Source organism: Reichenbachiella faecimaris, from assembly GCF_900176375.1.
GTDB classification, from domain to species: Bacteria; Bacteroidota; Bacteroidia; order Cytophagales; family Cyclobacteriaceae; genus Reichenbachiella; species Reichenbachiella faecimaris.
Genome location: NZ_FWYF01000002.1, coordinates 857,819 through 884,290 on the forward strand (window position 1 = coordinate 857,819; position 26,472 = coordinate 884,290).

General features: G+C 40.6%; 20 protein-coding genes. 11 read left to right on the forward strand and 9 right to left on the reverse strand.

The window, feature by feature from the left end; all coding sequences use genetic code 11:
- Window positions 1-12: 12 nt before the first annotated feature.
- The 3 genes from B9A58_RS11500 to B9A58_RS11510 all read right to left on the reverse strand — a co-directional run bounded on the left by B9A58_RS11500 (window position 13) and on the right by B9A58_RS11510 (window position 4,177).
- Complete coding sequence (locus B9A58_RS11500; RefSeq protein WP_084372986.1) at window positions 13-1,422, reverse strand: dicarboxylate/amino acid:cation symporter; 1,410 nt, start codon at window positions 1,420-1,422, stop codon at window positions 13-15.
- A gap of 105 nt (window positions 1,423-1,527) precedes the next feature.
- Window positions 1,528-2,610, reverse strand: a complete 1,083-nt coding sequence (aroC, locus tag B9A58_RS11505) for a chorismate synthase (RefSeq protein ID WP_084372987.1) — start codon at window positions 2,608-2,610, stop codon at window positions 1,528-1,530.
- Between the two features lie 127 nt (window positions 2,611-2,737).
- A complete protein-coding gene (locus B9A58_RS11510) occupies window positions 2,738-4,177 on the reverse strand; it encodes a BatD family protein (RefSeq protein ID WP_084372988.1) in 1,440 nt (479 codons plus the stop codon).
- 371 nt (window positions 4,178-4,548) lie between these two features.
- Here B9A58_RS11510 and B9A58_RS11520 point away from each other — a divergent pair, with 371 nt between their 5' ends.
- On the forward strand, window positions 4,549-5,463 hold the full coding sequence (locus B9A58_RS11520; RefSeq protein WP_084372990.1) for a carboxylesterase family protein: 915 nt from the start codon (window positions 4,549-4,551) through the stop codon (window positions 5,461-5,463).
- 25 nt (window positions 5,464-5,488) lie between these two features.
- Window positions 5,489-7,093 carry a mechanosensitive ion channel family protein gene (locus tag B9A58_RS11525; RefSeq protein WP_084372991.1) on the forward strand — a complete coding sequence of 535 codons (1,605 nt, stop codon included), beginning with the start codon at window positions 5,489-5,491 and terminating at the stop codon, window positions 7,091-7,093.
- Here the strand turns inward: B9A58_RS11525 and B9A58_RS11530 are convergent.
- Window positions 7,083-7,754, reverse strand: a complete 672-nt coding sequence (locus B9A58_RS11530; protein WP_139793847.1) for a TVP38/TMEM64 family protein — start codon at window positions 7,752-7,754, stop codon at window positions 7,083-7,085. The two genes, B9A58_RS11525 and B9A58_RS11530, sit on opposite strands and share 11 nt — an antisense overlap.
- Window positions 7,755-7,908: 154 nt before the next feature.
- On the opposite strand from B9A58_RS11530, the gene B9A58_RS11535 reads away from it, so the two are divergent.
- A complete protein-coding gene (locus B9A58_RS11535) occupies window positions 7,909-9,048 on the forward strand; it encodes a trans-sulfuration enzyme family protein (protein ID WP_084372993.1) in 1,140 nt (379 codons plus the stop codon).
- A gap of 60 nt (window positions 9,049-9,108) precedes the next feature.
- On the opposite strand, the gene B9A58_RS11540 is transcribed toward B9A58_RS11535, so the two are convergent.
- The 4 genes from B9A58_RS11540 to gltB all read right to left on the reverse strand — a co-directional run bounded on the left by B9A58_RS11540 (window position 9,109) and on the right by gltB (window position 17,218).
- Window positions 9,109-10,632, reverse strand: coding sequence for an SH3 domain-containing protein (locus B9A58_RS11540; RefSeq protein ID WP_084372994.1), 1,524 nt, complete (start codon window positions 10,630-10,632; stop codon window positions 9,109-9,111).
- Window positions 10,633-10,673: 41 nt separating this feature from the next.
- On the reverse strand, window positions 10,674-11,156 hold the full coding sequence (locus B9A58_RS11545) for a MepB family protein (RefSeq protein WP_084372995.1): 483 nt from the start codon (window positions 11,154-11,156) through the stop codon (window positions 10,674-10,676).
- Between the two features lie 157 nt (window positions 11,157-11,313).
- Window positions 11,314-12,729, reverse strand: a complete 1,416-nt coding sequence (locus B9A58_RS11550) for a glutamate synthase subunit beta (protein WP_139793848.1) — start codon at window positions 12,727-12,729, stop codon at window positions 11,314-11,316.
- Window position 12,730: 1 nt separating this feature from the next.
- Complete coding sequence (gltB, locus tag B9A58_RS11555) at window positions 12,731-17,218, reverse strand: glutamate synthase large subunit (protein ID WP_084372996.1); 4,488 nt, start codon at window positions 17,216-17,218, stop codon at window positions 12,731-12,733.
- Between the two features lie 211 nt (window positions 17,219-17,429).
- Between gltB and B9A58_RS11560 the strand changes: the two genes are divergently transcribed.
- From B9A58_RS11560 to B9A58_RS11570, 3 genes are read left to right on the forward strand one after another with little or no spacing between them, the layout of a single operon-like run.
- Window positions 17,430-18,974, forward strand: a complete 1,545-nt coding sequence (locus tag B9A58_RS11560) for a hypothetical protein (protein ID WP_084372997.1) — start codon at window positions 17,430-17,432, stop codon at window positions 18,972-18,974.
- Between the two features lie 12 nt (window positions 18,975-18,986).
- Window positions 18,987-19,553 carry a hypothetical protein gene (locus B9A58_RS11565; protein WP_139793849.1) on the forward strand — a complete coding sequence of 189 codons (567 nt, stop codon included), beginning with the start codon at window positions 18,987-18,989 and terminating at the stop codon, window positions 19,551-19,553.
- Window positions 19,554-19,594: 41 nt separating this feature from the next.
- Window positions 19,595-19,783, forward strand: a complete 189-nt coding sequence (locus tag B9A58_RS11570) for a hypothetical protein (RefSeq protein ID WP_221407851.1) — start codon at window positions 19,595-19,597, stop codon at window positions 19,781-19,783.
- Between the two features lie 338 nt (window positions 19,784-20,121).
- Here B9A58_RS11570 and B9A58_RS11575 read toward each other — a convergent pair whose 3' ends face one another.
- Window positions 20,122-21,795 (reverse strand): hypothetical protein, encoded by a 1,674-nt coding sequence (locus tag B9A58_RS11575; protein WP_084372999.1) that lies wholly within the window; start codon window positions 21,793-21,795, stop codon window positions 20,122-20,124.
- Between the two features lie 221 nt (window positions 21,796-22,016).
- Here B9A58_RS11575 and B9A58_RS11580 point away from each other — a divergent pair, with 221 nt between their 5' ends.
- From B9A58_RS11580 to B9A58_RS11600, 5 genes are all read left to right on the forward strand, one after another.
- Window positions 22,017-22,262, forward strand: coding sequence for a type B 50S ribosomal protein L31 (locus B9A58_RS11580; RefSeq protein ID WP_084373219.1), 246 nt, complete (start codon window positions 22,017-22,019; stop codon window positions 22,260-22,262).
- Between the two features lie 71 nt (window positions 22,263-22,333).
- The gene (locus B9A58_RS11585; RefSeq protein WP_084373000.1) at window positions 22,334-23,512 is read left to right on the forward strand and encodes a GlmU family protein; all 1,179 of its coding nucleotides are present in this window, start codon (window positions 22,334-22,336) and stop codon (window positions 23,510-23,512) included.
- Between the two features lie 2 nt (window positions 23,513-23,514).
- Window positions 23,515-24,642 (forward strand): DNA polymerase III subunit, encoded by a 1,128-nt coding sequence (locus B9A58_RS11590; protein WP_084373001.1) that lies wholly within the window; start codon window positions 23,515-23,517, stop codon window positions 24,640-24,642.
- Entirely contained in the window at window positions 24,639-25,562 is a 924-nt protein-coding gene (hemC, locus tag B9A58_RS11595; RefSeq protein WP_084373002.1) for a hydroxymethylbilane synthase, read from the forward strand. Before B9A58_RS11590 ends, hemC begins: the two co-directional genes overlap by 4 nt.
- Window position 25,563: 1 nt before the next feature.
- On the forward strand, window positions 25,564-26,439 hold the full coding sequence (locus B9A58_RS11600) for a peptidylprolyl isomerase (RefSeq protein ID WP_084373003.1): 876 nt from the start codon (window positions 25,564-25,566) through the stop codon (window positions 26,437-26,439).
- Window positions 26,440-26,472 lie beyond the last annotated feature (33 nt).

A 26,472-nucleotide genomic window follows, 5' to 3' on the forward strand; every position in this document is an offset into this window, starting at 1 on the left:
GGAATTTCAGATTCAATACTTACTCAACTCCCCTTCGCTCTTGGCGACAAGTGTGGCTACTGTGGCGTCACCAGTTACATTTACGACTGTACGGCACATGTCAAGGATACGATCTACAGGGAAGATGATAGCTACCCAGGCAGGGTTGAGGCCTACGGATTGTAGGACGATGATCATCATCACCAAGCCAGCACTTGGTGTAGCGGCAGCGCCTATGGATGCTAATGTAGCCGTCAGTACGATCGTGAGCTGCTGAGCTACCGTGAGATCCACCATGTGAAGCTGAGCCAGAAAGACTACGGCTACGGCCTGGTACAAACTCGTACCATCCATATTGACAGTGGCGCCAACTGGCAGCACAAAGCTGGCGATGTTATTGGATACGCCCATATTGTCTTCTACGCATTCTAGCGTGACTGGCAAAGTAGCCGCACTAGAGCTCGTAGAGAAAGCCAGAAACTGAGCAGGGCTAATGTTTTTGAAAAATTCTTTGTACGACAGTTTCGGCACGAAGAGCCTCATGATCAGTGGGTAAAACACAAATACCAAGAAGAACAACCCAGCCAACAAAGTGAGCGAATAGGAACCCAGGCCTAAAAATATTTCAAATACTTCTGCAGGAGTATCTGCCATTTTCGCGATCACACCAGCCAGCAAAGCGAAGACAAAATAAGGAGCCGCACCCATCACCATATTTACCATTTTAAGAAAGACCTCGTTCATACTTTGGATAAAATCCACTACAGGTTTTTTCTTGTCATCAGGCACCATGACCAAGGTGATACCAAAGAAGATGGAGAAGAAGATGACTTGCAGCATCAAACCATTGTTGGAGATAGAGAAAATCACATTCTCGGGTACCATGTCTACAATGAATTGTAGCGGACTAACCTCCTTCTGTTTTTGAGCACTGGCCATTCGTTTGGCTACTTCAGCTTTGTCTTTTTCCGAAAGCTGATTGGCTTTTTGCGCATCTGTGATCAGGTGCTGATAGGCGGGGTCATTGAGATAAGACGCTCCATCTTGTGGGATGCCCATTTTTTGATCTTGGAGCCAAAGTTCAAAGGCAATTCGATTTTTTACACGTTGGTCTTTCTCAACAAAATTCCCAGGCTTGACTAAGTTAACCAAGAGCAATCCGATTCCAACAGCAGCCACTGTAGTGATCATATAAGCACCAAGGGTCTTACCGCCCAATCGACCCAATTTGGACACATCACTTAAGCCTGACACTCCACTAATAATAGAAAAGAGCACCAATGGAACAGCAATAAATTTGAGTAATCGAATGAAAATGACGCCAAAGGGATCTATCCAAGTAATAGTAAAATTATTCCAACCTAAAGCACTAGAAATGAATGCCCAGATGACACCCAAGACTAAACCAATGACTATTTTGATGTGAAGGGGTAAATTTTTCATTCTGAGGGTTTTGTTTTACTAAAGCCAATGCATCAGCCAAAATATGTTAAGCCTAGTTTGATCCTTTTTAATTATCCCATGGATTCTATGGAATTCGCCAAGATACTAAGCTTTTAATATTGTAGACTTATTGAGCAGATAAAAATCAAGAATAGTTAAGGCAGACATAGCTTCTACTATAGGTACAGCTCTTGGGACTACACAAGGGTCGTGACGACCTTTGCCAGAAACAGTTATTTTATTTCCATCCTGATCGACTGAGTCCTGATCTCTCATGATAGTAGCTACTGGTTTGAAGGCTACATTGAAATAAATGTCTTCTCCATTGGAGATTCCTCCTTGTATGCCCCCTGATAGATTGGTGAGGGTTTTTATCTGATCTCCGTCCTTTTCGATAATGTCGTTGTGTGCTGAACCTTTCATTTTGGCGCCTTCAAATCCGCTGCCATATTCAAAGCCTTTCACGGCATTGATGCCAAGCATGGCTGATCCGAGTCTTGCGTGTAACTTGTCAAATACCGGCTCTCCCAATCCAACAGGTGTACCTGTGATTACACCTGTAACTACACCACCCACAGTGTCTCCATTTTTTCTAACACCATCAATGAAAGCGATCATCTCTTCGGCGATAGTTTCGTCTGGGCAACGCACTATGTTGTTTTCAGTCTTGGAAAGGTCAAGTTCCAGATAAGATTTTTTAGTCTTTAATTCGCCTACTTGAGACACGTAGGCAAATACCTCAATGCCCAATTGACGCAAAGCCAATTTGGCCAAAGCCCCTGCGGCTACACGAGCGGCTGTTTCTCTAGCTGAGCTTCTGCCACCTCCTCTATAGTCTCTGATTCCGTATTTTTCTTGATAGGTAAAATCGGCATGAGAAGGCCTAAATGATTTGGCAATATGAGCGTAATCTTTACTTTTCTGATCGGTATTGTGGATCACCATGGCTATGGGTGTGCCTGTGGTTTTGCCCTCGAATACACCAGATAGAATATCAAAGCTGTCTGGTTCTTTTCTTTGAGTTGTGATCTTGGATTGACCAGGCTTTCTTCTTTCCAGCTCAGACTGGATAAAGGCTTCATCAACATCAATTCCGGCTGGACAGCCATCGACCGTTACGCCTATAGCTTTGCCATGTGATTCTCCAAATGTAGTGATCTTGAATAATGACCCGAATGAATTGCTCATCAATTGATTTTTTGTATTTATTAGTAAGATTTCTCCTATCGTCGAAATGACAAAAACTGACGTTTTGACTAGAGACCAAAATTAAATGAAAATACCTTCTGAAGTGCGATTTTATTAACAGGAAGTCCTATTTTTTGAACATTACCAAAGCGATCAGCCCGATGAGTACGAATATCGCAATGTTGGCCATGCTACGCATTCGGTCTTGGGCATCCAGTGCAGTCAGCTGATTGCTTTGAATATCCATAGCATCATAAAAGGAGCCCATGTCGTTAGACAGAATGTACTCGTTCTTTTTACTCTCCCCACTTACATTTAGTACAATTTCAGACTTTAGCGTATCGTAAGTTTCTGATTTCACATTAAAATAAATGAATTGAAGATAATCCCCAAGGGCATATTCTCCAGGTTCGTTTGGAATGCCATAATAACTGAAGGACTTCGTTCCTCTAACTTTGCCATGCCCACGACTGATGTCCTGTCTGATGTTGGGAGAATAGATATCGAAATTATCATCTTCCGTTAGCCTTGGTTCTCCTATGGCCGAGATGTTTCCTTCTCCTGCTATGTCGAATGAGTAATTGAAGCTTTCACCAGTCTTTAGTGATTCGCTAGAGATTTTTTCTTTTAGTCTGTAATTACCCACAGTAACGCTTTCTCTCAGAGGATGAGGAGGTAGATCTTTGATAGTGACCTTTTTGGGTTTGGTGCTGAAAGTGACGATTTCCTCCTGCTTGTTGCGCCCAAAGAAAGTTGGGTTTTTGGCTACTTTATACTTTATCAATTCCAATCCAACTTTCGGAAAATTGATGGTTTCGTTATTGAGTGGATAGTAGGCTGCCTGAAAGATCTTGAACTGTGTATAGCTCTCTCCATTGATTTCTACAGGTTCTCCAGTGATATTGTCGATATTAAAGTTCTCTTCCCAGCAATTGGCGGGTTTGATTTTTTTCATAATTTCAGGAATCTGCTTACTGAGCTCATAGAATCTCATATCTGCTCGATTGTTGCTGGCAACATAAAAGGCCAGAGTGAGCGTAAACCCCTCTCCAGGATACACGGCAGACTTATCTGTAGTGAGTGCCAAAAAAGCATCTGCCTTGACATCGACAAATTCTTGAGGAGCATTTTGCCTACCAAAAAGATCCTGAAAGGGGTCAGTTCCAAAGGGGTCATTGCGCTGCCTGCGCTGTGCGGGTGGGCCTACTTTAATTTTTTTGCCCTGTACATTATAGTTCTTTCCATTCACTTCCATGGAAAAGGGTTTTATGGTGTATTCGCCTTCTGCTGTAGCCACATAATTTTGTATGATACTTTGAGAAGAACTTCTACGGCCGTTAACAAAATTGGTGGATGAAGAGGAGGAAGTACCTCTTTTCACAAATCCAGGAATTTCTGGAAAGGGGGAGTAATTTTCAAGCCTTGCATTGTGAATCGTGAGTGTAATGGTAAAAGCTTGATTGCTGGCAATTTGATCTGGGCCCAGATCAATACTCACCTGTTGTCCAAGAACTTTAACGCCTGTTAACAATAAAATAATTGTGAATAGAAACCCTACTTTCCGCATGATCGTTTAGAAGAATAAAATTGCTAATCTAAATGATATTTCTTATTTTCAGGTGCAATTTGATGGATGGCAAACGTGCCATCAGGTTTATTTAATAAAATTTAACAAACCACTTAATCCATGCTGGAATATTCTAAAACAATTCTTTCAAAAGTCAGTTTTGATAAAAATTTGTTTGACAAAGAACTAGCAAAAGCAATCAGGCTAGTAGGAAGGGAGCTCGAAGCTCTAAAAAAATGGTGCTACGATAAATTCGGCCATTTGTACCGCAGTATTCTGAATAAACATTTTAAATTGATTTAATATTAAGCTCCGAAACTCGGAGCTTTTCTTTTTTTAAAGCACTCTATTTTTTAGAAACACATCTGCCAATGTCTTCAAGAAAACTTAGCACGGTCATGTTATTCATGACCATTATTGTTAGTGCCACTTTCGGTTTCGCACAAACGGATGCTCAGTTGAGGCGAGTATCCTATACCAGCACAGTAGATGAATCCAGCCGAGAATACTTACTCTATTTGCCGAAAGGCTATGAGGATGACCCAGACAAGAAATGGCCAGTTATGTTGTTTTTGCACGGCAATGGTGAAAGGGGTAATGGAAGGACAGAATTAGATTTTGTCATGGTTCATGGCCCACTTTATGAAGCATGGATTCAGAAAAGAGATTTGCCTTTTATTATTATCGGACCGCAGCTTCCGATGTTTGGTATGGATCACTATGCGGATTATTTAGCCAAGCGCACGCTGGATCAGCTGCCCAGAAGATTAGAAAAAGGGGTGCCAGAACGTGAGACAAAATGGCAAATTGATACGCTCATGCAGGGAAGCATATCTGACGAGAACTACCCTTACAAAAACTTTGGCCCACCTATGGGCTGGGAACAGGTAGAGCAGGACTTGGTCAATATGTTGGACTATGTGTCCGAAAATTATCAAACAGATCAATCCAGAGTTTACTTGACGGGATTGAGTTATGGGGGGTTTGGCACTTGGTATATGGGGAGTAAGTACCCTGAAAGATTTGCAGCCATTAGTCCAGTGGTTGGCTGGGGTCACAAAAATCTCATGCAGCCACTTGCCGAAAACAAAACACCTATTTGGTGTTTTGCTGGAGGGAGAGATTTAGTGATCCGAGAAAGATACTTTTATCCTGGTCTCAACGAATTGGAGCGTTTGGGACATCAGGTAAGATTTACGATCGAATCCGATATGGGCCATGATACTTGGAAGCGCGTGTATGGAGGTGAGGATCTTTATAATTGGTTTTTAGGCCATCAGAAATAACTTTGCCTTTGTAAATTTGATCATTATGCGAAATATTTTTATTTGCCTCCTTATCATTTGTGCTCAATCTGTATCAGCAAACCCTGAAGATACGATCACCAGTAGATTGGAAACACCCTATTTGGCACTGAATACTTTTGTGTCGAATGTGGCTGAAGAAAGCTACAATCCTCAGGCGGCTTCGCTAATATTTAACAGCCCTGGCCTTACAATCAATCAAAAAGTGGAATATGTCAAACGCCTGGAGCGTGTGTTTGAAGGGGCAGGTATTTTCATCTTCTTTGACAAGGTACCTACCAATCCAGATTACTTTGACTCGCTAAATAATGAAAATAGATATGTAATCAATAGCAGGTATCCTGAAATCTATTTGCAGAAGCAGAGGGGGCGTTGGCAAATTCAGCCAGATGTCATGGGATCCATTGATCGGGTTCATGAAGAGCTTTTCAAGTTTGACCCCAAGAATTTAATCAATTTAGAGTTTGAAAAAACTGGTTTGAACGCCCATTTTTTAGGTTTGAAATTATGGCAGTGGTTGGGGATTGTCATTCTATTTGGTGTATGTTTTCTTATCAGATATGTCTTCATGATTATTTTCGAGCGAATTTTTATTCGTCTCCTAGATAAAATAGGTCAGCGTCATATCGGGAGCAGGTATATTCTTCCAGTCGCAAAGCCAGCTGGTATGCTCATGGTTTTCTTTTTCATTGGGGCTTTGTATCCAAGTTTGGAATTGCCAAGATTGATTGGCTTCTATGTAGTGTTGGCTTTGAAAGGTTTGATCCCCCTATACGGCATGATTGCACTTTATCAAATGACAAGTGTAGTAGATGTTTACCTGACCAGACTAGTCAATAGTACAGAGAGCTCTTTAGACGATCAGCTGGTTCCAATAATTAGAAAAGTTTTACGCATTGGTATTGTAGTCATTGGCGGGCTTGTCATCTTGGATGGTTTGGATGTTCCTATTTTGCCGCTCTTGACTGGTCTTTCAATTGGTGGTTTGGCTTTTGCTTTGGCAGCGCAAGATACGATTAAAAATTTCTTTGGCTCACTGATGATTTTTGTGGACAAACCCTTTCAGATTGGGGATTGGATAGTATCTGGAGACATAGATGGGATGGTCGAAGAGGTAGGTTTTAGATCTACTCGTATCCGTACGTTTAGAAATTCTGTGGTGTCCGTGCCAAATGGACAATTGGCTGATAGCACGATTGACAACAATGGATTGAGAAGAATGCGAAGGTTCAGGACCATCATTCAAATCAAATATGACACGCCACCTCATCTCATAGAGGCTTTTGTAAAAGGACTCAATCGCATCGTGAAGCAGCATCCAAAAACCAATAATGAAAAATATGAAATTCACTTCAACGATTTGGGCGCGCATTCACTGGATATCTTGTTTTACATCTTTTTTGAAGCAGCCACCTGGACAGAAGAATTGAAATTCAGGCAAGAAATATTACTCGACATTTTGAGGCTGGCAGAGTACATGGGTGTTGAGTTTGCCTATCCTACTCAAACACTGCACGTTGAAAATATGCCAGGGCATGACTTTTTTGATCCCAAATATATCAAAGATCAAAAAGCACTTGACAGCAGATTGGATGATTATTTTAAGGTTTAGGTTTAAGCAATTTATACAGTCCAAATATACCTATCCCACTCAAAACTATTAACCAAACCAAGTGGTCTTTGGTTTCTAACGCTTCAATAAGAAACGATGCCTGAGACCCTATCCAAATGAATAAAAGAGTGCGTGGCAACATGCCGATAAGACCGCCAAAAATGAAGGGAGCTAATCTGACACCTGAGATGGCTAAGACAACATTCATTAACCCAAAGGGCAATGCGGGAGAAATTCTGGCCAGAAAAGTAGTCAACCAGGGCTGTTTTTCGACATTGTCGAATATGGATGCTGATTTTGGGAATCTTTTCTGTATCCAATGACGGGCGTTGTTGTCCATTCTTTGTGCAAGGAAGAATCCAACTAGCGAGGCCAATTGATAGCTGATAACTACTGGCAAGACGGCCTTGACACCTAAAAAATAACCACCAAGTAATGAGATAAAAGTAGTGGGAGTAATAGCCAGACCCATGCTAAATATGCTAATAATAAAGAAATATAACCACGAAGAAAGCGTGAATGTCCTTATCCAATCTTCTTCGGCTAGTACAACGTAAGTAATGGTCAAAGTAGAAAGCCATGGAATTATTGTCATCCAGATCATAAGGAAGAAAATACCCTTGGGTTTATTGAAATAGGAAGAATTTCTATGGTTATTCAATTGTGAAAATAGTCTAGACGAAAAAACATGGCGAATATGCGATATTGATTACATTTGTCGCTCAAAATCACAGGAGAATTACTTAAATTAAAGTGGTGCTATTCGAAGATAAACCGTTCGATTGAAGGCATCACTGCATATAAAATAAGAAATTATGAAATTTGGTACTAAGGCCATTCATGCTGGTGTCGAGCCGGATCCAACTACAGGGGCAATTATGACCCCAATTTATCAAACTTCTACCTATGTGCAACCGTCTCCAGGTCAGCACAAAGGATACGAGTATTCAAGAACCCAAAATCCAACAAGAGACGCCCTTCAAAATAATTTGGCGGCATTGGAAAATGCGAAACATGGATTGTGTTTCGCTTCTGGATTGGCTGCTACGGATGCGATATTGAAATTGCTGAAACCAGGCGACGAAGTATTGGCATCTAATGACTTGTATGGAGGTACGTATAGAATCTTTACCAAGATTTATCAAGATTTTGGTATCAAGTTCAAGTTTATTGACATGAGAGATTTGACTCGGATATCAGAGCATTTTTCTAATAAGATCAAGATGGTATGGGCTGAAACGCCATCTAACCCCATGATGAATATCATAGATATCAAAGGGCTTTCAGGCGTCTGCAAAAAATTTGGATCCATGTTCTGCGTGGACAACACTTTTGCTACGCCATTTTTGCAAAACCCATTGGATTTGGGAGCAGACGTAGTATTGCACTCAGTAACTAAATATTTAGCTGGCCATTCGGATGTAGTGATGGGATGCTTAATGACCAACCACGATGTGCTGAAGGAAAAATTGGCCTTCATACAAAATTCAAGTGGAGCTGTCACAGGTCCTCAGGATTGTTTCTTGGCACTTAGAGGAATCAAAACCTTACACGTCAGAATGCAACGTCATTGTGAAAACGGACGTCGTGTGGCTCATTTTCTAAAATCCCATCCCAAGGTGGGTGAGGTGTATTGGCCAGGTTTTGAGGAGCACAAAAATCATGACATTGCTAAAAAGCAAATGAGAGATTTTGGAGGTATGATTTCCTTTGTTTTGAAAAACGATAAAATTGCAGACGCCATTAAAGTGATGGAAAATTTAAAACTATTTGCCTTGGCTGAATCGCTGGGAGGAGTAGAATCACTGTGTGGTCACCCAGCAAGCATGACTCATGCCGCTATTCCTAGAGAAGAACGAATTAAAGCTGGTCTCAAAGATTCTCTGATTCGTTTGAGCGTAGGCATTGAGGATGTTGAGGATCTAATTGCAGACTTAGAGAAAGCGCTAGGTTAAGCACTACCTAGAAGAAATTGAAAGCCTGATAGCCAAATAGCTGTCAGGCTTTTTATTTGTTTATTTGTCAGGTCTGTTCGACAGCACTTCATTCATATCTATAATGACCTCGTCTATCTCTTTGGCTGACTGTCTGATGTATTCTGCTATTTCCTCTCTTTCAGAAGAAATTTCTGTATTAAGTATATCTACCAAGCCAAGAAGTCTGGCGACTGGGGCACGGGTACGATGCGAATTGTGGTATGCTGCTGCTTTTATTTTCTCACTTTGCTCTACCACTTCTTTGGTTCTTCGCTCTATTTCATTTTCTAGATTTTGATTGATTCGCTCAAGTTCGCTGCGGAAACGTCTCTGGTTACGATGCATGCGATAGAAGATAATGGCCAATAAACCTATGCTGAGGACGAGTAAACCCAGTAGCCAGTTGATGATAATATTCTGACGGTTTTTGAGGTCGAGCCTTTCTATTCTTTCCTCTGCCTGTGAAAGACTGTTTTCAGCATTAGAGAGTTCAAAATTGATTTGATCAATAGATTTATAAATGGAGTTGATGGCTGCATATTGCGCATTGAGAGATTGGAAGGCCTCTTCTAGGTTTCCCGATTGCTGATAGTATTGGCGTGCCACCTCCACAAAAACCTCATGAAAAAACTTATTTCGTAGGTTTTTGGAGTAGTACTCAGCCTTTTTTAAATGATACCTGGCACTGTCCTTTAAGTTTAGGTTGAAATATGCATCCGCCAGAATGGTATGAAGACCACCTATGCTTTCCACATTGTTTCTTCGTTCAGAATATCCTAAGTCTTCCAGCGCCAACGGAATCATTTTTTCATATTCACGATTTAAGAAATGAAGGTAAGCAAGATTTCCTGTGTTGTTGTAATAGGCATATTCATCTTTTCTCTCTCTGGCCAAGGCTATAACAAACTCCAGTATGTTTCTGGTTGCATTTAAACTATCACCTCTGACGCTAGTCAGGGCTGTCATTAAAGTAGCTTTTCGATTCCATAAAGCCATTTCGAATCTGTTGTATTGTTCTCTTGTTTGAAACAAATCGTAACTTCTGTTTTGCAACAGTTCTTCCATCAGAAGATATCCTTGATCAAAGCGACCCCAATTTGAAAGTGTGTTCACGTAGCTGAGCTTAGCAACTTCCATGAGTATTGGGTTTTCTAAATGTTCAAATCCAGTGATGGCTTGTTCTAGCAGATGAGCCGCACGTTCATATTTCCCAAGATGTGTATATAAGATACCTTCAGCCAATTGAAGGTGGTGTAGATAGTTTTCCAGTTTGTCATGATTGAAAAAACTGGTTTTTGCCTCTATCAATTCCTGCGTAGCTTTTGGTATGTTGCCACCTGCGAGGCGAAGGGACAGGGCGATATGACAAAAGAAGGTATTGGTGGGGTCACTGTGACTGGCAAGCTTGGTATGATAGTAGTCAGCCGTATATTTATTGTTTTCACCAGGATCAATATTGAGAAAAACTGGTAAAATGTCATCTTGGATAATCCCGGTTTCCTCAGCCTGTATTGATTGGAATATGCCCCACAGGCCAAACGATAAAAGCAGCGAAATTTTCATAGGCGTATTGGTATTTAAAAATACTAAAAATAGATCAATTTCTAAGCATAGTGTGCTGTGACGCTTGCGGCTGAATCCGTGTGTTTTATAAAATATCCAAGCTGCCATGCTTGTGTTTTGGCGGCCTGTGTGCTACTGGGGTGATTCCAAGGCGGGTATACGCGAAAACCTCGTTTACCTTCCTTATTAGATACAGTGATAATTCCTTTTTGATCAAGAATTTTTTTTGGGAAAATAAACTGGCCTAAATGTTCTCCAGATACGACGTTGATCACCAGTAGATCAAAATCGTCAGATTCATCTAAGGGCTGCGTGATCCCTTCAGGCGACCGTTTCCATGTGGTCACGAACTGCCCTACTTTTTTAGGAGTCATTTGAGCATTTCGGCTGATGATTTTCTTTCCATTAATTTCAAAGCGACAAGCGCCATATTTCTGGCTTTCTGGTTCTGCTGCGTAGTTTGAGATAATTAGACGATTCGGGTCGTAGAAGCAGGAGTTAATTTTGGCTAATGTTTGATTCATGTGCAAATCAAGCCATTCAACTTTAAACGAAAAAACCCCGATACCTAAACCAACTGGTACCGGGGTTTTAATCCAACAAATGACTTCCGAAAGGTTGAAGTCCTTACCAACTTCTATATGAGAAAACTACTTAGTATTCTATCTAGATTTATCATTTTTATTTGGTTAAGAATTTGTTGACTGAATAAGCTGCCTTGCGACCTTCACTAATGGCCCAAACCACTAAGGATTGACCTCTTCTGCAATCCCCTGCCGCAAATACATTTTCTTTGTTTGTACGATACATTTCATCCTTGATATTGCCTCGCTCATTGGTTTCTATGCCTAATTCTTCGAGCAATCCTTCTTTTTGAGGGTGCATAAAACCAATGGCCAGATAAGCTCTCTCACACGGCAAAACCCGCTCGGACCCTTCGATCTCTTCGAATTGGAATGCTGCTTTATCTGTCCATTCTACATCTACTACTCTAAGGCCAGTGACCTCTCCTTTATCGTTGCCGATAAATTCTTTGGTCAGTACAGACCAATTTCTTTCACAACCTTCTTTCTGCGATGTGGAAGTTCTAAGTATCATTGGCCACTCTGGCCAGGGATTACCCTCTGTTCTATCCTCTGAAGGCTTGTCTAGCAATTCTATTTGAGTCACACTCTCTGCGCCTTGACGAATAGAAGTGCCCACACAGTCAGAGCCTGTATCTCCCCCACCTATTACGATTACGTTTTTGCCTTTGGCATTCATCTCGCTTACGATCTCAGTATCCTCGCCTGATACTACTTTGTTTGAGTTCTTCAAGAATCTCATGGCCAAATGAATACCATTCAATGCTCTACCTGGGATAGGCAAATCTCTAGCTACCGTGCTGCCTGTACAGATAGCTATAGCGTCGAATTTTGTTTCAATTTCTTTGGCAGTAATGTCTTTACCAATTTCTACGCCACACTCGAATTTCACTCCAGACGCCTTCATCAGATTCACGCGCCTTTCGACAACAGTTTTCTCTAATTTGAAATCAGGAATACCAAATCTGAGTAGGCCACCTGGCTGCGTGTCTCTTTCGAATACCGTCACATCATGTCCTTGCTTGCATAGCTGATCTGCTGCTGCTAACCCAGCAGGACCCGATCCAATCACAGCCACAGTTTTGCCAGATTTAATGTTTACCGTGTGAGAAGTTTCCCATCCTTGAGCAAAAGCTTCCTCAGCTATTGTTTTTTCAATATGCTCGATACTCACTGGATCGTTGTTTAGACCCAATACACACGAACCTTCGCACGGCGCCGGACAAATTCTACCCGTAAACTCTGGGAAGTTATTGGTGCTCTTGAGGATGCCCCAGGCTTCTTTGAATTCATTACGATAAACGGCGTCGTTGAAATCTGGAATCTTATTGCCTAGTGGACACCCACTATGACAAAACGGAATCCCGCAGTCCATACATCGAGCGGCTTGCTCATTGGTTTCTTTTGGAGAAACAGGCTTTACAAATTCCTTGTAATGCTCCGTTCTTTTTTCTACCTCCTCATAGTCGAGGCTGTGTCTTTTATAAGTCAAAAATCCATCTACCTGTCCCATATTATGCGATCTTTTCTTGTTCTAACTTTTTCTTTTCCAATATCTGCTTGTACTCAGTTGGTATCACCTTCACAAACTTGTTTTTAGCAGTCTCCCATTGATCCAGGATTTTGAATGCTTTATTGCTCTTGGTATATCTCGAATGCTTGTTGATTTGATCCTGGATATAATCGAAGTCTTCGCTACTAGGCAATTCTAGCTCTACTAGCTCCATGTTGCATTTCGAAGCAAAATCGAAGTCTTCTACAAAGATGTAAGCGATACCACCACTCATACCGGCAGCAAAGTTTTTACCTGTTTCACCTAGCACGATGACGCGCCCACCAGTCATGTATTCACAACCATGATCTCCAAGACCTTCTGTTACCGCCTGAGCTCCAGAGTTTCTTACTGCGAATCTCTCACCTGCTTTCCCGTTTACATACAACTCACCTGAAGTGGCTCCATAGAGACATACATTACCTACCAGTATATTGTCTTCTGGCACGATGTCTGATTTTGTATGTGGATAGCAAACTACCTTTCCTCCAGACAATCCTTTGCCTACATAGTCGTTGGCTTCACCCTCTAAATTAAAAGTGATTCCTTTGGCTAAAAATGCTGCAAAGCTTTGCCCTGCTGATCCAGTGAATTTCACCTTGATCGTATTTCTATCCAATCCGTCAGGCCCATGGATTTGTGCCAATTCTCCTGACAGCATTGCACCTGTTGTTCTATTTTGGCTATTGATGGGCACATCAATTCTTACTTTTTCCTTCTTGGTCAGTGCAGGCTGGGCTTCCTTGATCAATTGTCTGTCTAAAACTTTAGTCAACTCATGATCCTGATTTTCCAACTTGCATGACAGGTGATCTTTTGGCTTGAATGGATTCTGTAGTAAGGCATCCAAATCGATGTTACCAGCATGATCTTTTGCTTTCTTTCTGTCAAAGGTTAACAAGTCAGTTCTTCCCACCAATTCGGCTACTGTTTTCACACCAAGCTCTGCCATAATTTCTCTTAATTCTTCGGCTAAAAAGTTGAAGAAATTTACGATGTGCTCGACCTTGCCAGAGAAGAGTTTTCTCAATTCAGGGTTCTGTGTAGCGACTCCCACTGGACATGTGTTCAAGTGACATTTTCTCATCATGATGCAGCCCTCTACAACTAATACGGCAGTGGAGACCCCCCATTCTTCAGCTCCTAAAATAGCTGCAATGGCCAAGTCTCGACCTGTGCGCATTTGGCCGTCAGCTTGGAGTTTCACTTTTTTACGCAAGTCATTTTTCTCAAGTGTTTGGTGCGTTTCTGCCAAGCCAATTTCCCAAGGGATACCCGCGTGGTGCACTGAGCTAATCGGAGAAGCTCCAGTACCGCCATCATGACCAGCAATTAATATATTGTCGGCCTTAGCTTTAGCTACACCAGCTGCTATCGTACCTACACCAGCCTCAGCCACCAACTTGACGTTGATGTCTGCTTTCTCGTTGGTGTTTTTGAGGTCGTAGATCAATTGCGCTAAATCCTCTATAGAATAAATGTCGTGATGAGGAGGAGGTGAGATCAATGATACGCCGGGTGTCGAGTGTCTGATTCTACCAATAGTTTCATCCACCTTTTTGCCGGGCAACTGACCACCCTCTCCTGGTTTTGCTCCTTGCGCTATTTTTATTTGAAGTTCGTCTGCATTTACTAGATAGTGTGCGGTGACGCCAAATCGCCCAGATGCTACCTGTTTGATTGCTGATCGAGACAAGGTGCCGTCAGCATTTGGTGTATATCTGATCGCATCTTCACCACCTTCTCCACTGTTGGATTTACCACCAATCAGGTTCATGGCCTTGGCAATAGTCGTATGGGCTTCTTCTGATATAGATCCAAAAGACATTGCGCCAGTGGCGAATCTTTTCATGATCTCTGAAGCAGGCTCTACTTTGTCTATTGAAATAGATTTTTTGCCATTGAACTCGAACATACTTCTCAGTGTAATGTTCTTTTCAGCCTGATCATTGATGGCTTGACTATAAGTTTTAAACAACTCGTAGTTACCGCTTCTGGTGGACTTCTGAAGTGAGTGAATGACGTCAGGTGTGAAAAGGTGTCGGACACCATCCCTTTTCCATTGGTACAATCCGCCAGTTTCTAAATTGGCTTTCTCATTGGCAGGTACAAAAGCCGCTTGATGGTTTTCCAAAACTTCCTTTTCGATTTGCTCGAACCCTTTACCTGAAATTCTTGAAGGTGTCCCTCTAAAGCACAGATCAGTAACTTCAAGATCTAAGCCAATAATCTCGAAAATCTGAGCTGATTCATAAGACTGAATAGTAGAGATTCCCATTTTGGAGAGAATCTTCCGCAGTCCATAGCCAATAGATTTCCTATACTGCTCAAACAGCTCATTGCCTGACTGACCCAAAGAAGCACCTTGGTGCAGGATCGTTTCTACCGTCAGGTATGGATAAACAGCAGTTGCGCCAAATCCAACCAATGTGGCGATATGGTGTGTTTCGACTATATCTCCGCCTTCAATGACTAAACTCGTCTTAGCTCTGAGTTTTTTCTTCAATAAGTACTGGTGAACAGCACCAGTAGCCAGTAAACTTGGAATACGAACTCTATCAATAGAAACCTCTCGATTAGATAGAACTAGAATGTTCGCACCAGCTTCTACAGCTCTTGCTGCTTTTTTAGACAACAATTTTAAAGCACTTTGAAGATCGTTGTCTTTGGGGTCGTATGTAGAATCAATTACCTCAGAGGTGAAACCACTGAATTTCACATTCCTAATGAATTCGAACTCATGGGCAGAAAGCAGAGGATTCTCTATTCTGATTTTTTGCGCATGCTCTGGCTTGTGTTCTAGAATGTTTTCGCTATTACCCAAGTAATTGATCAAAGACATCACAGATCGTTCTCTGATTGGATCAATTGGAGGGTTACTGACCTGAGCGAAAATTTGCTTTACGTATTGAGCCAAATGGGTTGGGTTTTCTCTGAATACAGCAAGTGCCGTATCATTACCCATGGATCCTAATGGTTCCGTGCCATTTTTAATCATTGGCTCAAGAATGAACTTAATGTCTTCCTGAGTAAACCCATTGGCAATTTGTTTTTGAAGTAAATCGTCTGCCTGAAGTGCCTGCTCTAATGGCTTGTCTTTGATAAAGTCAGACAGGTGAATTAAATTTTTCTCTACCCATTCCTGATATGGCTGATCTTTGGCCAGCTTGTCTTTGATTTCTTGATTGAAAGAAATAGTACCTGTCATCAGATCTACCATGATCATCTGGCCTGGTCCTAATCTCTCGTTTTTCTTGATGAGTTCTGGTGCAATTTCCACAGCACCTACTTCTGAACTCAGGATTAATCTGTCATCTTTAGTTGCTATGATTCGAGAGGGTCTCAATCCATTTCTATCCAAACTGGCACCAATAGTATAGCCATCTGTGTAAACCAATGAAGCAGGTCCGTCCCAAGGCTCGAATATAGTAGAGTGGAATTCGTAGAAGGCTCTTTTTTCTGGTGTAATATCATCCTCTTGCTGCCAGGCTTCTGGCACCAGCATGGCCATGGTGTGTTGTAGGCTTCTACCCCCCATGATCAGTAATTCTAAGATGCCATCCAAGTTGGCAGAATCCGAAAATTGCATATTACATATTGGTGTCAAAACTGCAATTTCTTCTTCTGTAAAATCAGTGGAAGCCAGTAATGCTTCTCTTGATACCATCTTATTGATGTTTCCTTTGATGGTATTGATTTCGCCATTGTGAGCAAGGAAACGGAAGGGCTGTGCGAGTCTCCACTCTGGGAATGTGTTGGTTGAAAATCGAGAGTGAACCATGGCTGTTGCAGAGGTGTATCGCTCGTCATTCAAGTCTAAATAGTACTGGTTCACTTGCCATGTTCTCAGCTCACCTTTATAAGTAATAGTAGAACAGGAGAAAGAAGCAATGTAAAAATCGGACACAGGGTAAGTTTCTCTTACCTTGTGCTCGATATATTTTCTTAGTACGTATAATTTTCTGTTGAGCTCTTTGCCTTCGTATTCACCCTTTTTTACAAAGAGATGATAGATGGATGGTTCAGACTGTTTAGCAATCTTCCCTATTCTTTTAGAGTCCACGGGGACTCTTCTTAACCAAATTTTGTCAAAACTTAAAGTTTCGATTGATTCTTGTACAATTTCTAATATGCCTTTTTTGTCATGGCCTTTTGGGACAAACAAAGTGCCCACGCCATATTTGCCTTTGGATGGCAGTGTGATTTCGTTTTCTTGAGCTACTTCATTGAAGAAGTTGTATGGCAGCTGGGTCAGTACCCCTGCTCCATCACCTGTTTCGCCATCTGCTGCTACACCACCACGATGCTCCATTTTTTCGAGCATAGTCAAACCATCTTGTACGATTTGATGGGAGGGAACATTCTTTATCTGTGCGATAAACCCAATTCCACAAGAGTCTCTTTCAAAGTCCGGAGAGTATAATCCCGTTGTTTTCTGGTAATTTTCCATAATAGATCAAATGCTTACACGAAGAACCTCACTCATTTTGGGGAAATTGTTGCTTGGGATGCTAACTAGAGGTTTTCCGATTTTGAAGGAGTAAAACTATATTTTTTATATATTGCAAAAACTAAGTATCTAGAAATGATATGAAGTTCAACATTAACCCAATAATGTATAATGAATTGATTGTCAAACTATTACGAACTTAGAAAATACAATGGCCAAAACTTCACACGCACAGCCACTATTTCAATTAATCCATGCTTTAACCAAATCGGAGAAGCGAAGTTTCAAATTATACGCAGGAAAAGTCAGTGATCCTACAGAAGCGAAATTCGTAAAGCTTTTCGATGTTTTGGAAGTCATGGAGGTCTATGACGAAGACCAAATCTTCAAAAAAATACCTGAACTCAAGCGTTCTCAGTTGGCCAACATGAAATCGCACTTGTTTAAACAGGTGCTCATGGTACTGCGCCAGAGCCAAATGAAAACGGATGTAGACATTATGCTGCGTGAGAATCTTGACTATGTCAGATTGCTATTCAAAAAAGGACTTTACGAGCAAAGCATGAAAATGCTCCAAAAGACCAAGGCAACAGCCAATAACTACAAAAAAAATATCTTCAAACTGGCCTTGCTCAATTATGAAAAGAACATTGAGAACCAGCAAATGCTCTCATTGGATCAAACCACTTGTTTGAAACTTGATAAGGATACCAAGAGCCTGTTGCGCAAGATCAATGTGGCTCAAGCTTTTTTTTCGCTGGCACTTCGTATGAAAGCCCACTTTCTCAGAAGTGGTATGGCAAGAAATGAAGATGAGTTGGAAAAAATCAATAAAATTTTCTACGGCAACTTGCCTGAGCATGATAAGACGCACTTATCTTTTAGTGAGCAGTACAACATGTGTAGAGCTTACTATTGGTTCTCATATATCACACAAGACTTCCAGTCCTGTGTGAAATACACAGAGATTTGGGTAAGTATTTTCAAGGAGAGCAATTTGACCCATCTGCGTCACGCGGAATTCCTCAGAGGGTTGAATAGATTGCTTCAGTCGCTTTTTAGAATCAATGATGTAGATAGATTCAGCATCTACTATGAAGAGCTATTAGAATTTGAAAAATTGTACGCCAAAGCAATTGATAGCAATAGCAAGCAGCTGTTGGTAAGGTGCCTCACTATTCAGACTTTAAACAAGTGTTTCCTTGAAGGGGACTTCAAGATGTACGGTTCTAAGCTAGAACGTTATCTGGGCAAACTTGAGGAATCTATTGAATACATAGATAGTAATAACCAGTTGGTGGTCTTCTACAAGTCGGCTATTCTTTATTTTGGACTGGGCAAGTACGAGAAAAGTTTGGAGTACCTGGATCGCGTGATAGACAACAAAAATGATCAGCTCCGTGAGGACTTAAAAAGCTTTGCTTATATCTTATACCTCATCGTGCTTTACGATATGCGAGATTTGGAAAATCTCAAAGCCATGAGAAATAGGGCTTTTGTGTATTTGCGTCAGCGCAATATTCTGGGTCAATTTCACCACATCATTCTACAGTTTTTAAAGAAGACGGAAGATATCATGCCACTAGATGTGAAAGGAGAATTGATCACTTTGCGAACCAGCTTACAAGGGCTTTTAGATGACAAATTCGAAGCAAAACCGTTGCTTTACTTTGACATCATGAGCTGGTTAGAGAGTAAGATCACCAGCCGTCCATTTCATGAAGTAGTGAAGGAATTGGCGGAGAGTAAGCATTAAAAATAATTCTGTGTGGAGAGTACAAAATACAAACCGAGTTACATTTTGTATTTATTAATGTATGTAATTTCTTTATTCATTCTTTTTAAGATAGAAATATTAAACTGGTACTTTATTATTTCGGTTACGATTATTTGGCTTGTATTCTTTTATAAAGAAGAGTTCTATATCCATAAAATAGAAAAGTTACGAAAGGAAAAAATTTACACATTGCTATGTGAAAAATACAACGGTGGAAAAGAAACTCCCTCGGGAAACTTTGAAGTAATATATTTCGGCGAGGCAGTTCTATTTTCTTATGGATGTATATCAACTAGAGGTGGAATTAGGAATGATTTAAAAATTTTCTGTGAGATAACAGATTTGGACGAGCGTTTGAAGACTTTATGTAAGATTCATTTCTATTATGAAAAGCTTGAAGAGAGAGATTGGATACATGTTCCATTCAGTTTTTCTTGGAGGAATTCAATCCAATATCTTGCAAAAAATTCAGATAAGAGAATAATTGAAATTAGGACTGAATTAGTCAAGTACATCAATGAGAAATCGAGTGCTACTTCTAGGGAAGATAACAATTAACAAACCGATTTTATAAATTCAAAAAATCTTATCTTTAAGTTATGTCAACTCAACTAGAAAATAAGAAACTTGATTTGATCCAGTGGCTGGCGTCTGTAGAGGATGATAACATCTTGAACCAACTGATTGCAATTCGAGAGAAAGAAACCTCTGACTGGTGGATAGAAATTTCGGAAAATGAAAAACAGTCCATAGAATTAGGTCTGGCAGATGCAGAAAAAGGAACCTAAAACCCCATTCTGAAGCCCGTAAGATTTATGAGAAGTGGTTATAAAATCAAGTGGACAGCGCATGCTCTACTTGAATTAGAAGAGACCTATTAACTATCTCGAAGAAAATTGGACGACTAAAGAACTTCAAAATCTTTCTATCGCCATAGAACAAAAAATCAAACTTATTTCTCTAAATCCTTATCTTTTTCAGTCCGCAGGAAAAGAGAAACAAATACGTAGAGCCGTCGTAGCTAAGCTCAATAGCATTTATTTCTGAGTGCAGGAGGATAAGATTGAAATCCTTTCTTTTTATGCCAATCGGAAAGATCCAAACTCAAAAAAATTAGAATAAGTATCTAAAAACTCTGCTCCCTAGCCGCCACATTCAGTCGTATAGATATCGAAGAAAAATTGGTGGAAGAGCTCAATGTAGGATCAGCACTGTCTCGATCTCTATAGATGTGTCTGAGGTCAATGAACAGATTGTGCTTGAGCATGTAGCTGGCGGTCAGGTCTGCGTACAATTGATCATTTGAAACTCCCTGGCCTATACTGTTGCCATATTCTTGAGTTCTGGTAGTATAGTCTTTCAGGACGTCTGACCCTAGATTTTGACCAGCGGGATCAGTTCCATATTTGCTCAAGATAAACTTTCCACTAAGGTACAATTTAGGCAGGGGCTGATAACGTGCGATGAAAACAGCTTCCTTAAAGTTAGCGCCTAGTGGATGGGCTAGTGGTTGTCGATAATGCGCATAGTTGGTAAAAATCGATTCGTGCGAATAAGTAAATGGCCTGGATACATTGTATTCGGCTTGCAGATCAAGATTGCTGATGCCAAAAGCATTGTAATATTTGCCTCCTAGCTGAACCGAAAATTTATTGCCCCACCAGCCATTGCCAGCTTTGAGTTCACTGATCACCATTTCGTCCAAGAGCCCTTGCCCGTAGAACTGTACACCTTTGGCAATATTCCATTTCCAATCTATGCCGAACAATGCATTGTCAGGACTTCCAGTATACTGTTCAATAGAGCGATAAAAAATGATTGGATTGAGATAATTCCACTCAAAAGCCGAACTCGTACTGTCTCCTCTATTGAATATAACAGCTTCAAAAACACCAACATTGAAGTTGTTCGTGATATTGATGCTCAAATGATGAGAGGTTAGAAATTTCTTTGGAAATTGTTCAGTGCCATTCGAACCAAAGGAACTGAAAGGTGCGTCAGCAACAAGTTCTGTATATAAGTTCGTGTATTGAATGCGCCATACTTTGGTCTGAATTTTTAAGAAGGTGCTTGGCGCACTAAAGTCTGATAGCAAGAGTGAACGATAGCCATGACCTACGAAGTTCTTATCATACCCAAATTGCAAGGCAACATGTCTGCTGGCATTGAATGTGAAATAGCCTCGCGCAGTGAAAAAATCTACACCATGATCACCATACTTTTTCCAAAAGGCTTCATTTGGCACCACGCCTCTATCAGCCGTATAGTCCTGAACATATTTGGGAAACACAGCTTGAGATTCCTCAATGGTAGAATAAAACCCGATTTTGCCGTCAATGGATCCCCTGATCTGTGCGCCACGCGTATTGATAAATGGCGTTGAAGGACTCTGACTGTCTCGGCCTGCACTCAGATATAAAATAGGATTGACCCTGAGTTTAAAATCTTTAGTATTTACATGAAGAAAATCCGCCTTTGATTTATAAATTTTCTTCAGAAACGGTTTTTTAATTCGAACAGAATCCTCACTCCAGTATTCCCAATGATCCGTTTTGATGTATTGGGCATTGAATAAATCTTGGGTAGAGTTCAAGAAATCAGCAGAATCCATAGTTGCAACTACATCCGCGGCTCTATAGGGTTTGAAACTACTATGTAAGCTTTCGCTAAAGTCTTTGTTCAGCACATCAGCACGATCTATCAAGTGATAATAATCAGCATTCAACGGGGCATAGATGCTTTGGGCTGAGACCCAATAGGCCGAAAAAACTAGAATTAAGAGGAGTGTATGTTTATTCATTGATCCGCTTACTTGCAACCCAAATATGTAGTATTAATATAAGAAGTGGCGCAACTGCTAAAATATTGTTTATCCACACTAAAAACAGCTTAAAGCATTTTTATTTAATAGTTTTGCAATTCATTGAGGTTTAAGTACTTTTGCAATCCTTTTCGTTAATAGGCGAAAATTTTAACAGAAAAGCACTATGGCAAAAACCATGGCGCACAAAAGATAAAAACATGAAAAAAGATATTCATCCAGAGTATAAAGAAGTAATCTTCTGGGACACGTCAAGTGATTTTAAATTCATGACAAAGTCTACGATGACTTCTGAAGAGACCATCAAGTGGGAAGATGGAAATGAGTACCCAGTTGTGAAGATTGAAGTTAGTTCTGCATCTCACCCATTCTACACTGGTAAGAAACTATTTGTGGATACTGCGGGTAGAGTTGAGAAATTCAACAAAAGATACAAGAAAAAATAATCACCCCTTTCGGGAAAAAAGATTGAAGTCTTCAGGATATTTGTTCCTGAAGACTTTTTTATTTCTAGCCCATGAACATCTCCTTAGCAGACCTATCCCAGCATAGGACTAAGCTATTTCCATTTACACTCACCAGACCAGTGGCCGACCTCAGGGTGGGCATCCTCACTATTCGAGAAAAGTGGGAAAAGCATTTTAATCAATCCATAAGTTTTCTGGCAGTCCCAGAATTACAGGGAAAATACCCTAAGCCCAAGGGTGAAATTCAATTGATGATCAATGGTATTGTTTGTCCAGATGTGGATTTGGTCAATACAATCAAAAATTTGAATGAAAATGAGCTACTACGAAAAGATGGATTGTTTATAGCGGCTAAAGGATCATTTGATTCACTAGAAACAAACATCAATCTGCAAGGGTTTATGTCGATAGATTATCAATCAGATTGTACAGCTATCAATAGGAGTTGGGATTTGTTTGCCAACAATAAAGTACAATTGCAAGCGGATTTTGACCTACTGACTAAAGGCAGAACTTCTCAAAAAATCAGTGATCCACATACCATTGTATATGGTACGAACAATGTCTTTCTCGAAGAAGGTGTAGATATCAAAGCAGCTATTCTGAATGCTGAGGAAGGACCAATCTATTTGGCCAAGAATAGTATCGTGCAAGAAGGTGCTACCATTCGTGGGCCATTCGCTTTGGGCGAAAACTCAAGAATAAACATGAATGCTAAAATCAGAGAAGGCGTGACCATAGGGCCTAATTGCAAGATTGGTGGAGAGGTGTCTAATTCTATTGTATATGGAAATTCCAACAAAGCACACGACGGCTATCTTGGCAATGCTGTAGTAGGTGAGTGGTGTAATCTGGGAGCTGATACCAACAATTCCAATCTCAAGAACAATTATGACGAAGTCAATGTCTATGACTTTGAAACGAATGATTTTATAAAAACAGGCTTGCAGTTTTGTGGCCTATTTATGGGAGATCATTCTAAAACAGCCATCAACACAGCACTGAATACAGGTACTACTATTGGCGTTTGTTCCAATGTATTTGGTAGTGGATTCCCTCCTACTTATATCCCATCTTTTTCATGGGGCGGACAAGAAAAAATGGTGACGCATAAAATTGAAAAGGCGATAGCAACAGCAAGAAAAGTTTGGGCTCGAAAGAATATCGAACAGACAGAGGCTGACGAAAAGATATTAAAAACTATCTTTGACCGCTCGACAAAAAAATAGTCATGAGATTCGCAGATATTCCCGGACTTAGCGCAGCCAAGCAGCAGTTGATTCATGCCATCAAAGGCAATCATGTAGCGCATGCCCAACTGTTTTATGGGCAGGAGGGTTCGGCGAATATGGCCTTGGCTCTGGCCTATGCCACCTACATCAATTGTAAAAACCAAAACGAAACAGATTCATGTGGTACCTGTGAGTCCTGTACCAAAATGGACAAACTGGTTCATCCTGATTTGCAGTTCGTTTTTCCAGTTAGCTCTACCAAAAGCATAACTGGAAAAAATGTCGTAAGCTCTAGCTATCTCAAAGAATGGCGCACCTTCCTGAATACCAATAAGTATGGAACACTGGTTGACTGGAGTGCTCACTATGGAGCGGAAAACAAGCAAGCCAATATTTCTAAAGAAGAAAGTAGAAACATCATCAAATCTTTGACACTGAAATCATTTGAGGCAGAATACAAAGTGATGATCATCTGGCTGCCAGAATATATGAATATCTCAGCAGCCAATGGCATTTTGAAGATACTCGAAGAACCTGCAGAGAAGACGCTGTTTCTCTTAGTGACTTGTGAATATGAAAAACTACTGACAACCATTCTTTCAAGATGCCAATTGTTTAAAGTCCCAGCATTTAGTGATGAAGAGTTACAGCAGTATTTGGTGGACAATAAGGGTGTAGAGGCCGAAAAAGCTAAGAAAATAGCTGCTCTGGCAGAAGGCAGTTTGAGCGCAGCAGTAGAAAATATTGATAGCACTGAGGACGATGCTCATGTCATGTTTCGTGATTGGATGCGCCAGTGTTGGATCAAAGATTTTACCTCTCTCAATGGCACGAATGAATCCTTTAGTAAACTGAGTAAGACGGCTCAAAAACTGTTTCTGCAATATGCACTGAACATGATGCGCCAAGCTGTGGTATCAGAGTATCTGGTAGATGAAAAGGAAAAACTCAATGAATCAGAAAAGGATTTTGCAGTGAAATTTGGTAAGGCTTTGACCACACACAAGCTCGAACGAATCAGTGAAGAATTCAGCAAAGCACATTATCACCTCGAACGAAATGCCAATGTGAAAATATTATTTTTGGACTTGTCGCTCACTGTCGGCAGAATAATGACAGCAGCATGACCATAAAGATAGGAACCAGAGGAAGTAAGCTGGCGCTGTGGCAAGCCTATCATGTGCAGGACTTGCTAAAACAGCAAGGTGCAGATTCAGAAATTATCAAAATAGAAACCAAAGGAGATCAAATCCTGGACGTGACTATTGCCAAGATAGGGAGCAAAGGCGTTTTTACCGAAGAGATTGAAGAACAGCTCAGAGATGGAAGAATTGACATTGCCGTGCATAGTGCGAAAGATATGCAGTCTACCTTGCCAGAAGGTTTTGAGTTGATCGCCTTTGGTGAACGGGAAAGATCTCATGACGTACTGGTCAGTCATAAGTCCATTGATTTGGATGATAAGAACCTTATCTTAGGTACTTCCTCGACTAGACGATTGGCCTTTCTTCAAAAATACTATCCTCATATCAAAACAGTACCTGTTAGAGGCAACTTACAAACTCGTATTCAGAAAATGAAAGAGGGGGCTTGTGATGCGCTTTGGTTAGCTTATGCAGGGGTCCATCGAATGAAATACGAGGATATGATCGTACATGAATTTGACCCAGAAAGATTTGTTCCAGCAGTTGGACAGGGTAGCATTGCTATTGAAGTTTATGCATCACTTGGTCAGGAAAAAAAAGATATTGTTCGTGGAGCAGTCAATCATGAACCTAGTGAAAAATGCTTGATCGCAGAACGATCATTTCTGAAAAAAATGGATGGAGGTTGTAGCATTCCTGTTTTTGGGTTGGCTACCATTACGGACGAAGTGCTAACTCTATCTGGAGGCATCATTAGTTTGGATGGCAAAACAACTGTTGAAAAATCTTGCTGCTCTACTACAAACGCCGCTCAAAAAGTAGGAGAAACGTTAGGTGAGTATGTACTCGAAAATGGCGGACGTGAAATACTAGAAGATATTAGAAAACATCAATTTGGATAAAATGACTTTGAAGAAGCAATTATTTTTATTTTTTACAATTTCAATGGTATTGAGTGCTTGTGCTCAAGAACAGCGCTCTTTCGTAGTACAGAAATACACAAAAACGGAAGGAAAGAAGGACTTTTTAGTTACTATCCATACCTCTATGGGAGACATGAAAGCCATTCTCTATGATGAAACCCCTTTGCATAGAGACAATTTTTTGAAATTGATAAAGGAGGGGTCTTATGATAGCACCATTTGGCATCGAGTGATTAAAGATTTTATGATTCAAGGTGGAGGTGTGGATATGAAGCCAAATGCTCCTAAGAAAATAGAAACGATTCCAGCAGAATTTGATGCCAGATTATTCCACGTAAAAGGAGCCCTTGCTGCCGCACGTACAAACAACCCAGCAAAAGCTTCTAGTTGGTGTCAGTTTTATATTGTTCAGGGGAAAACCTGGACAAAAGACGAATTGACGATTGATCAGAAAAAGCTCAATGCTGGCATTGGTCAACTTTTGCAAAATGATCAATTTATCGCACTGCGCGAAGAGCTAGTTGCTCTACAAGAAAAAAGAGATTATGATGGAATAAATAAGCTTGTAACAAGCAAGGCGTCATTAATTGAATCTGAACTGGGTATCTCTGTAAGAAAAGAGGTCTCTGATGATCGAATAAATACTTATACCACAATTGGTGGTACGCCTCACTTGGATGATGCTTATACAGTATTCGGCCAATTGGTCGAAGGATATGAGGTGATTGATAAAATAGCATCAACTCAGTGCGTAAGAGACAAACCCGTTGAGGACCTTTACCTTACCATAGAAGTAGAAGAAGTCTCCAAAAAGAAGTTGAGCAAGCAGTTTGGCATCAACTATGTAAATCAATAATAGCTGATTGTTAGTGGATTTGTGGATGAGATT

Bases quoted from the DNA above. Each gene is read 5' to 3' on its own strand.
- B9A58_RS11500 (WP_084372986.1), bottom strand. From the start codon at position 1,422: ATGAAAAATTTACCCCTTCACATCAAAATAGTCATTGGTTTAGTCTTG.
- aroC (WP_084372987.1), bottom strand. From the start codon at position 2,610: ATGAGCAATTCATTCGGGTCATTATTCAAGATCACTACATTTGGAGAA.
- B9A58_RS11510 (WP_084372988.1), bottom strand. From the start codon at position 4,177: ATGCGGAAAGTAGGGTTTCTATTCACAATTATTTTATTGTTAACAGGC.
- B9A58_RS11520 (WP_084372990.1), top strand. From the start codon at position 4,549: ATGTCTTCAAGAAAACTTAGCACGGTCATGTTATTCATGACCATTATT.
- B9A58_RS11525 (WP_084372991.1), top strand. From the start codon at position 5,489: ATGCGAAATATTTTTATTTGCCTCCTTATCATTTGTGCTCAATCTGTA.
- B9A58_RS11535 (WP_084372993.1), top strand. From the start codon at position 7,909: ATGAAATTTGGTACTAAGGCCATTCATGCTGGTGTCGAGCCGGATCCA.
- B9A58_RS11540 (WP_084372994.1), bottom strand. From the start codon at position 10,632: ATGAAAATTTCGCTGCTTTTATCGTTTGGCCTGTGGGGCATATTCCAA.
- B9A58_RS11545 (WP_084372995.1), bottom strand. From the start codon at position 11,156: ATGAATCAAACATTAGCCAAAATTAACTCCTGCTTCTACGACCCGAAT.
- B9A58_RS11550 (WP_139793848.1), bottom strand. From the start codon at position 12,729: ATGGGACAGGTAGATGGATTTTTGACTTATAAAAGACACAGCCTCGAC.
- gltB (WP_084372996.1), bottom strand. From the start codon at position 17,218: ATGGAAAATTACCAGAAAACAACGGGATTATACTCTCCGGACTTTGAA.
- B9A58_RS11560 (WP_084372997.1), top strand. From the start codon at position 17,430: ATGGCCAAAACTTCACACGCACAGCCACTATTTCAATTAATCCATGCT.
- B9A58_RS11570 (WP_221407851.1), top strand. From the start codon at position 19,595: ATGTCAACTCAACTAGAAAATAAGAAACTTGATTTGATCCAGTGGCTG.
- B9A58_RS11575 (WP_084372999.1), bottom strand. From the start codon at position 21,795: ATGAATAAACATACACTCCTCTTAATTCTAGTTTTTTCGGCCTATTGG.
- B9A58_RS11580 (WP_084373219.1), top strand. From the start codon at position 22,017: ATGAAAAAAGATATTCATCCAGAGTATAAAGAAGTAATCTTCTGGGAC.
- B9A58_RS11585 (WP_084373000.1), top strand. From the start codon at position 22,334: ATGAACATCTCCTTAGCAGACCTATCCCAGCATAGGACTAAGCTATTT.
- B9A58_RS11590 (WP_084373001.1), top strand. From the start codon at position 23,515: ATGAGATTCGCAGATATTCCCGGACTTAGCGCAGCCAAGCAGCAGTTG.
- hemC (WP_084373002.1), top strand. From the start codon at position 24,639: ATGACCATAAAGATAGGAACCAGAGGAAGTAAGCTGGCGCTGTGGCAA.
- B9A58_RS11600 (WP_084373003.1), top strand. From the start codon at position 25,564: ATGACTTTGAAGAAGCAATTATTTTTATTTTTTACAATTTCAATGGTA.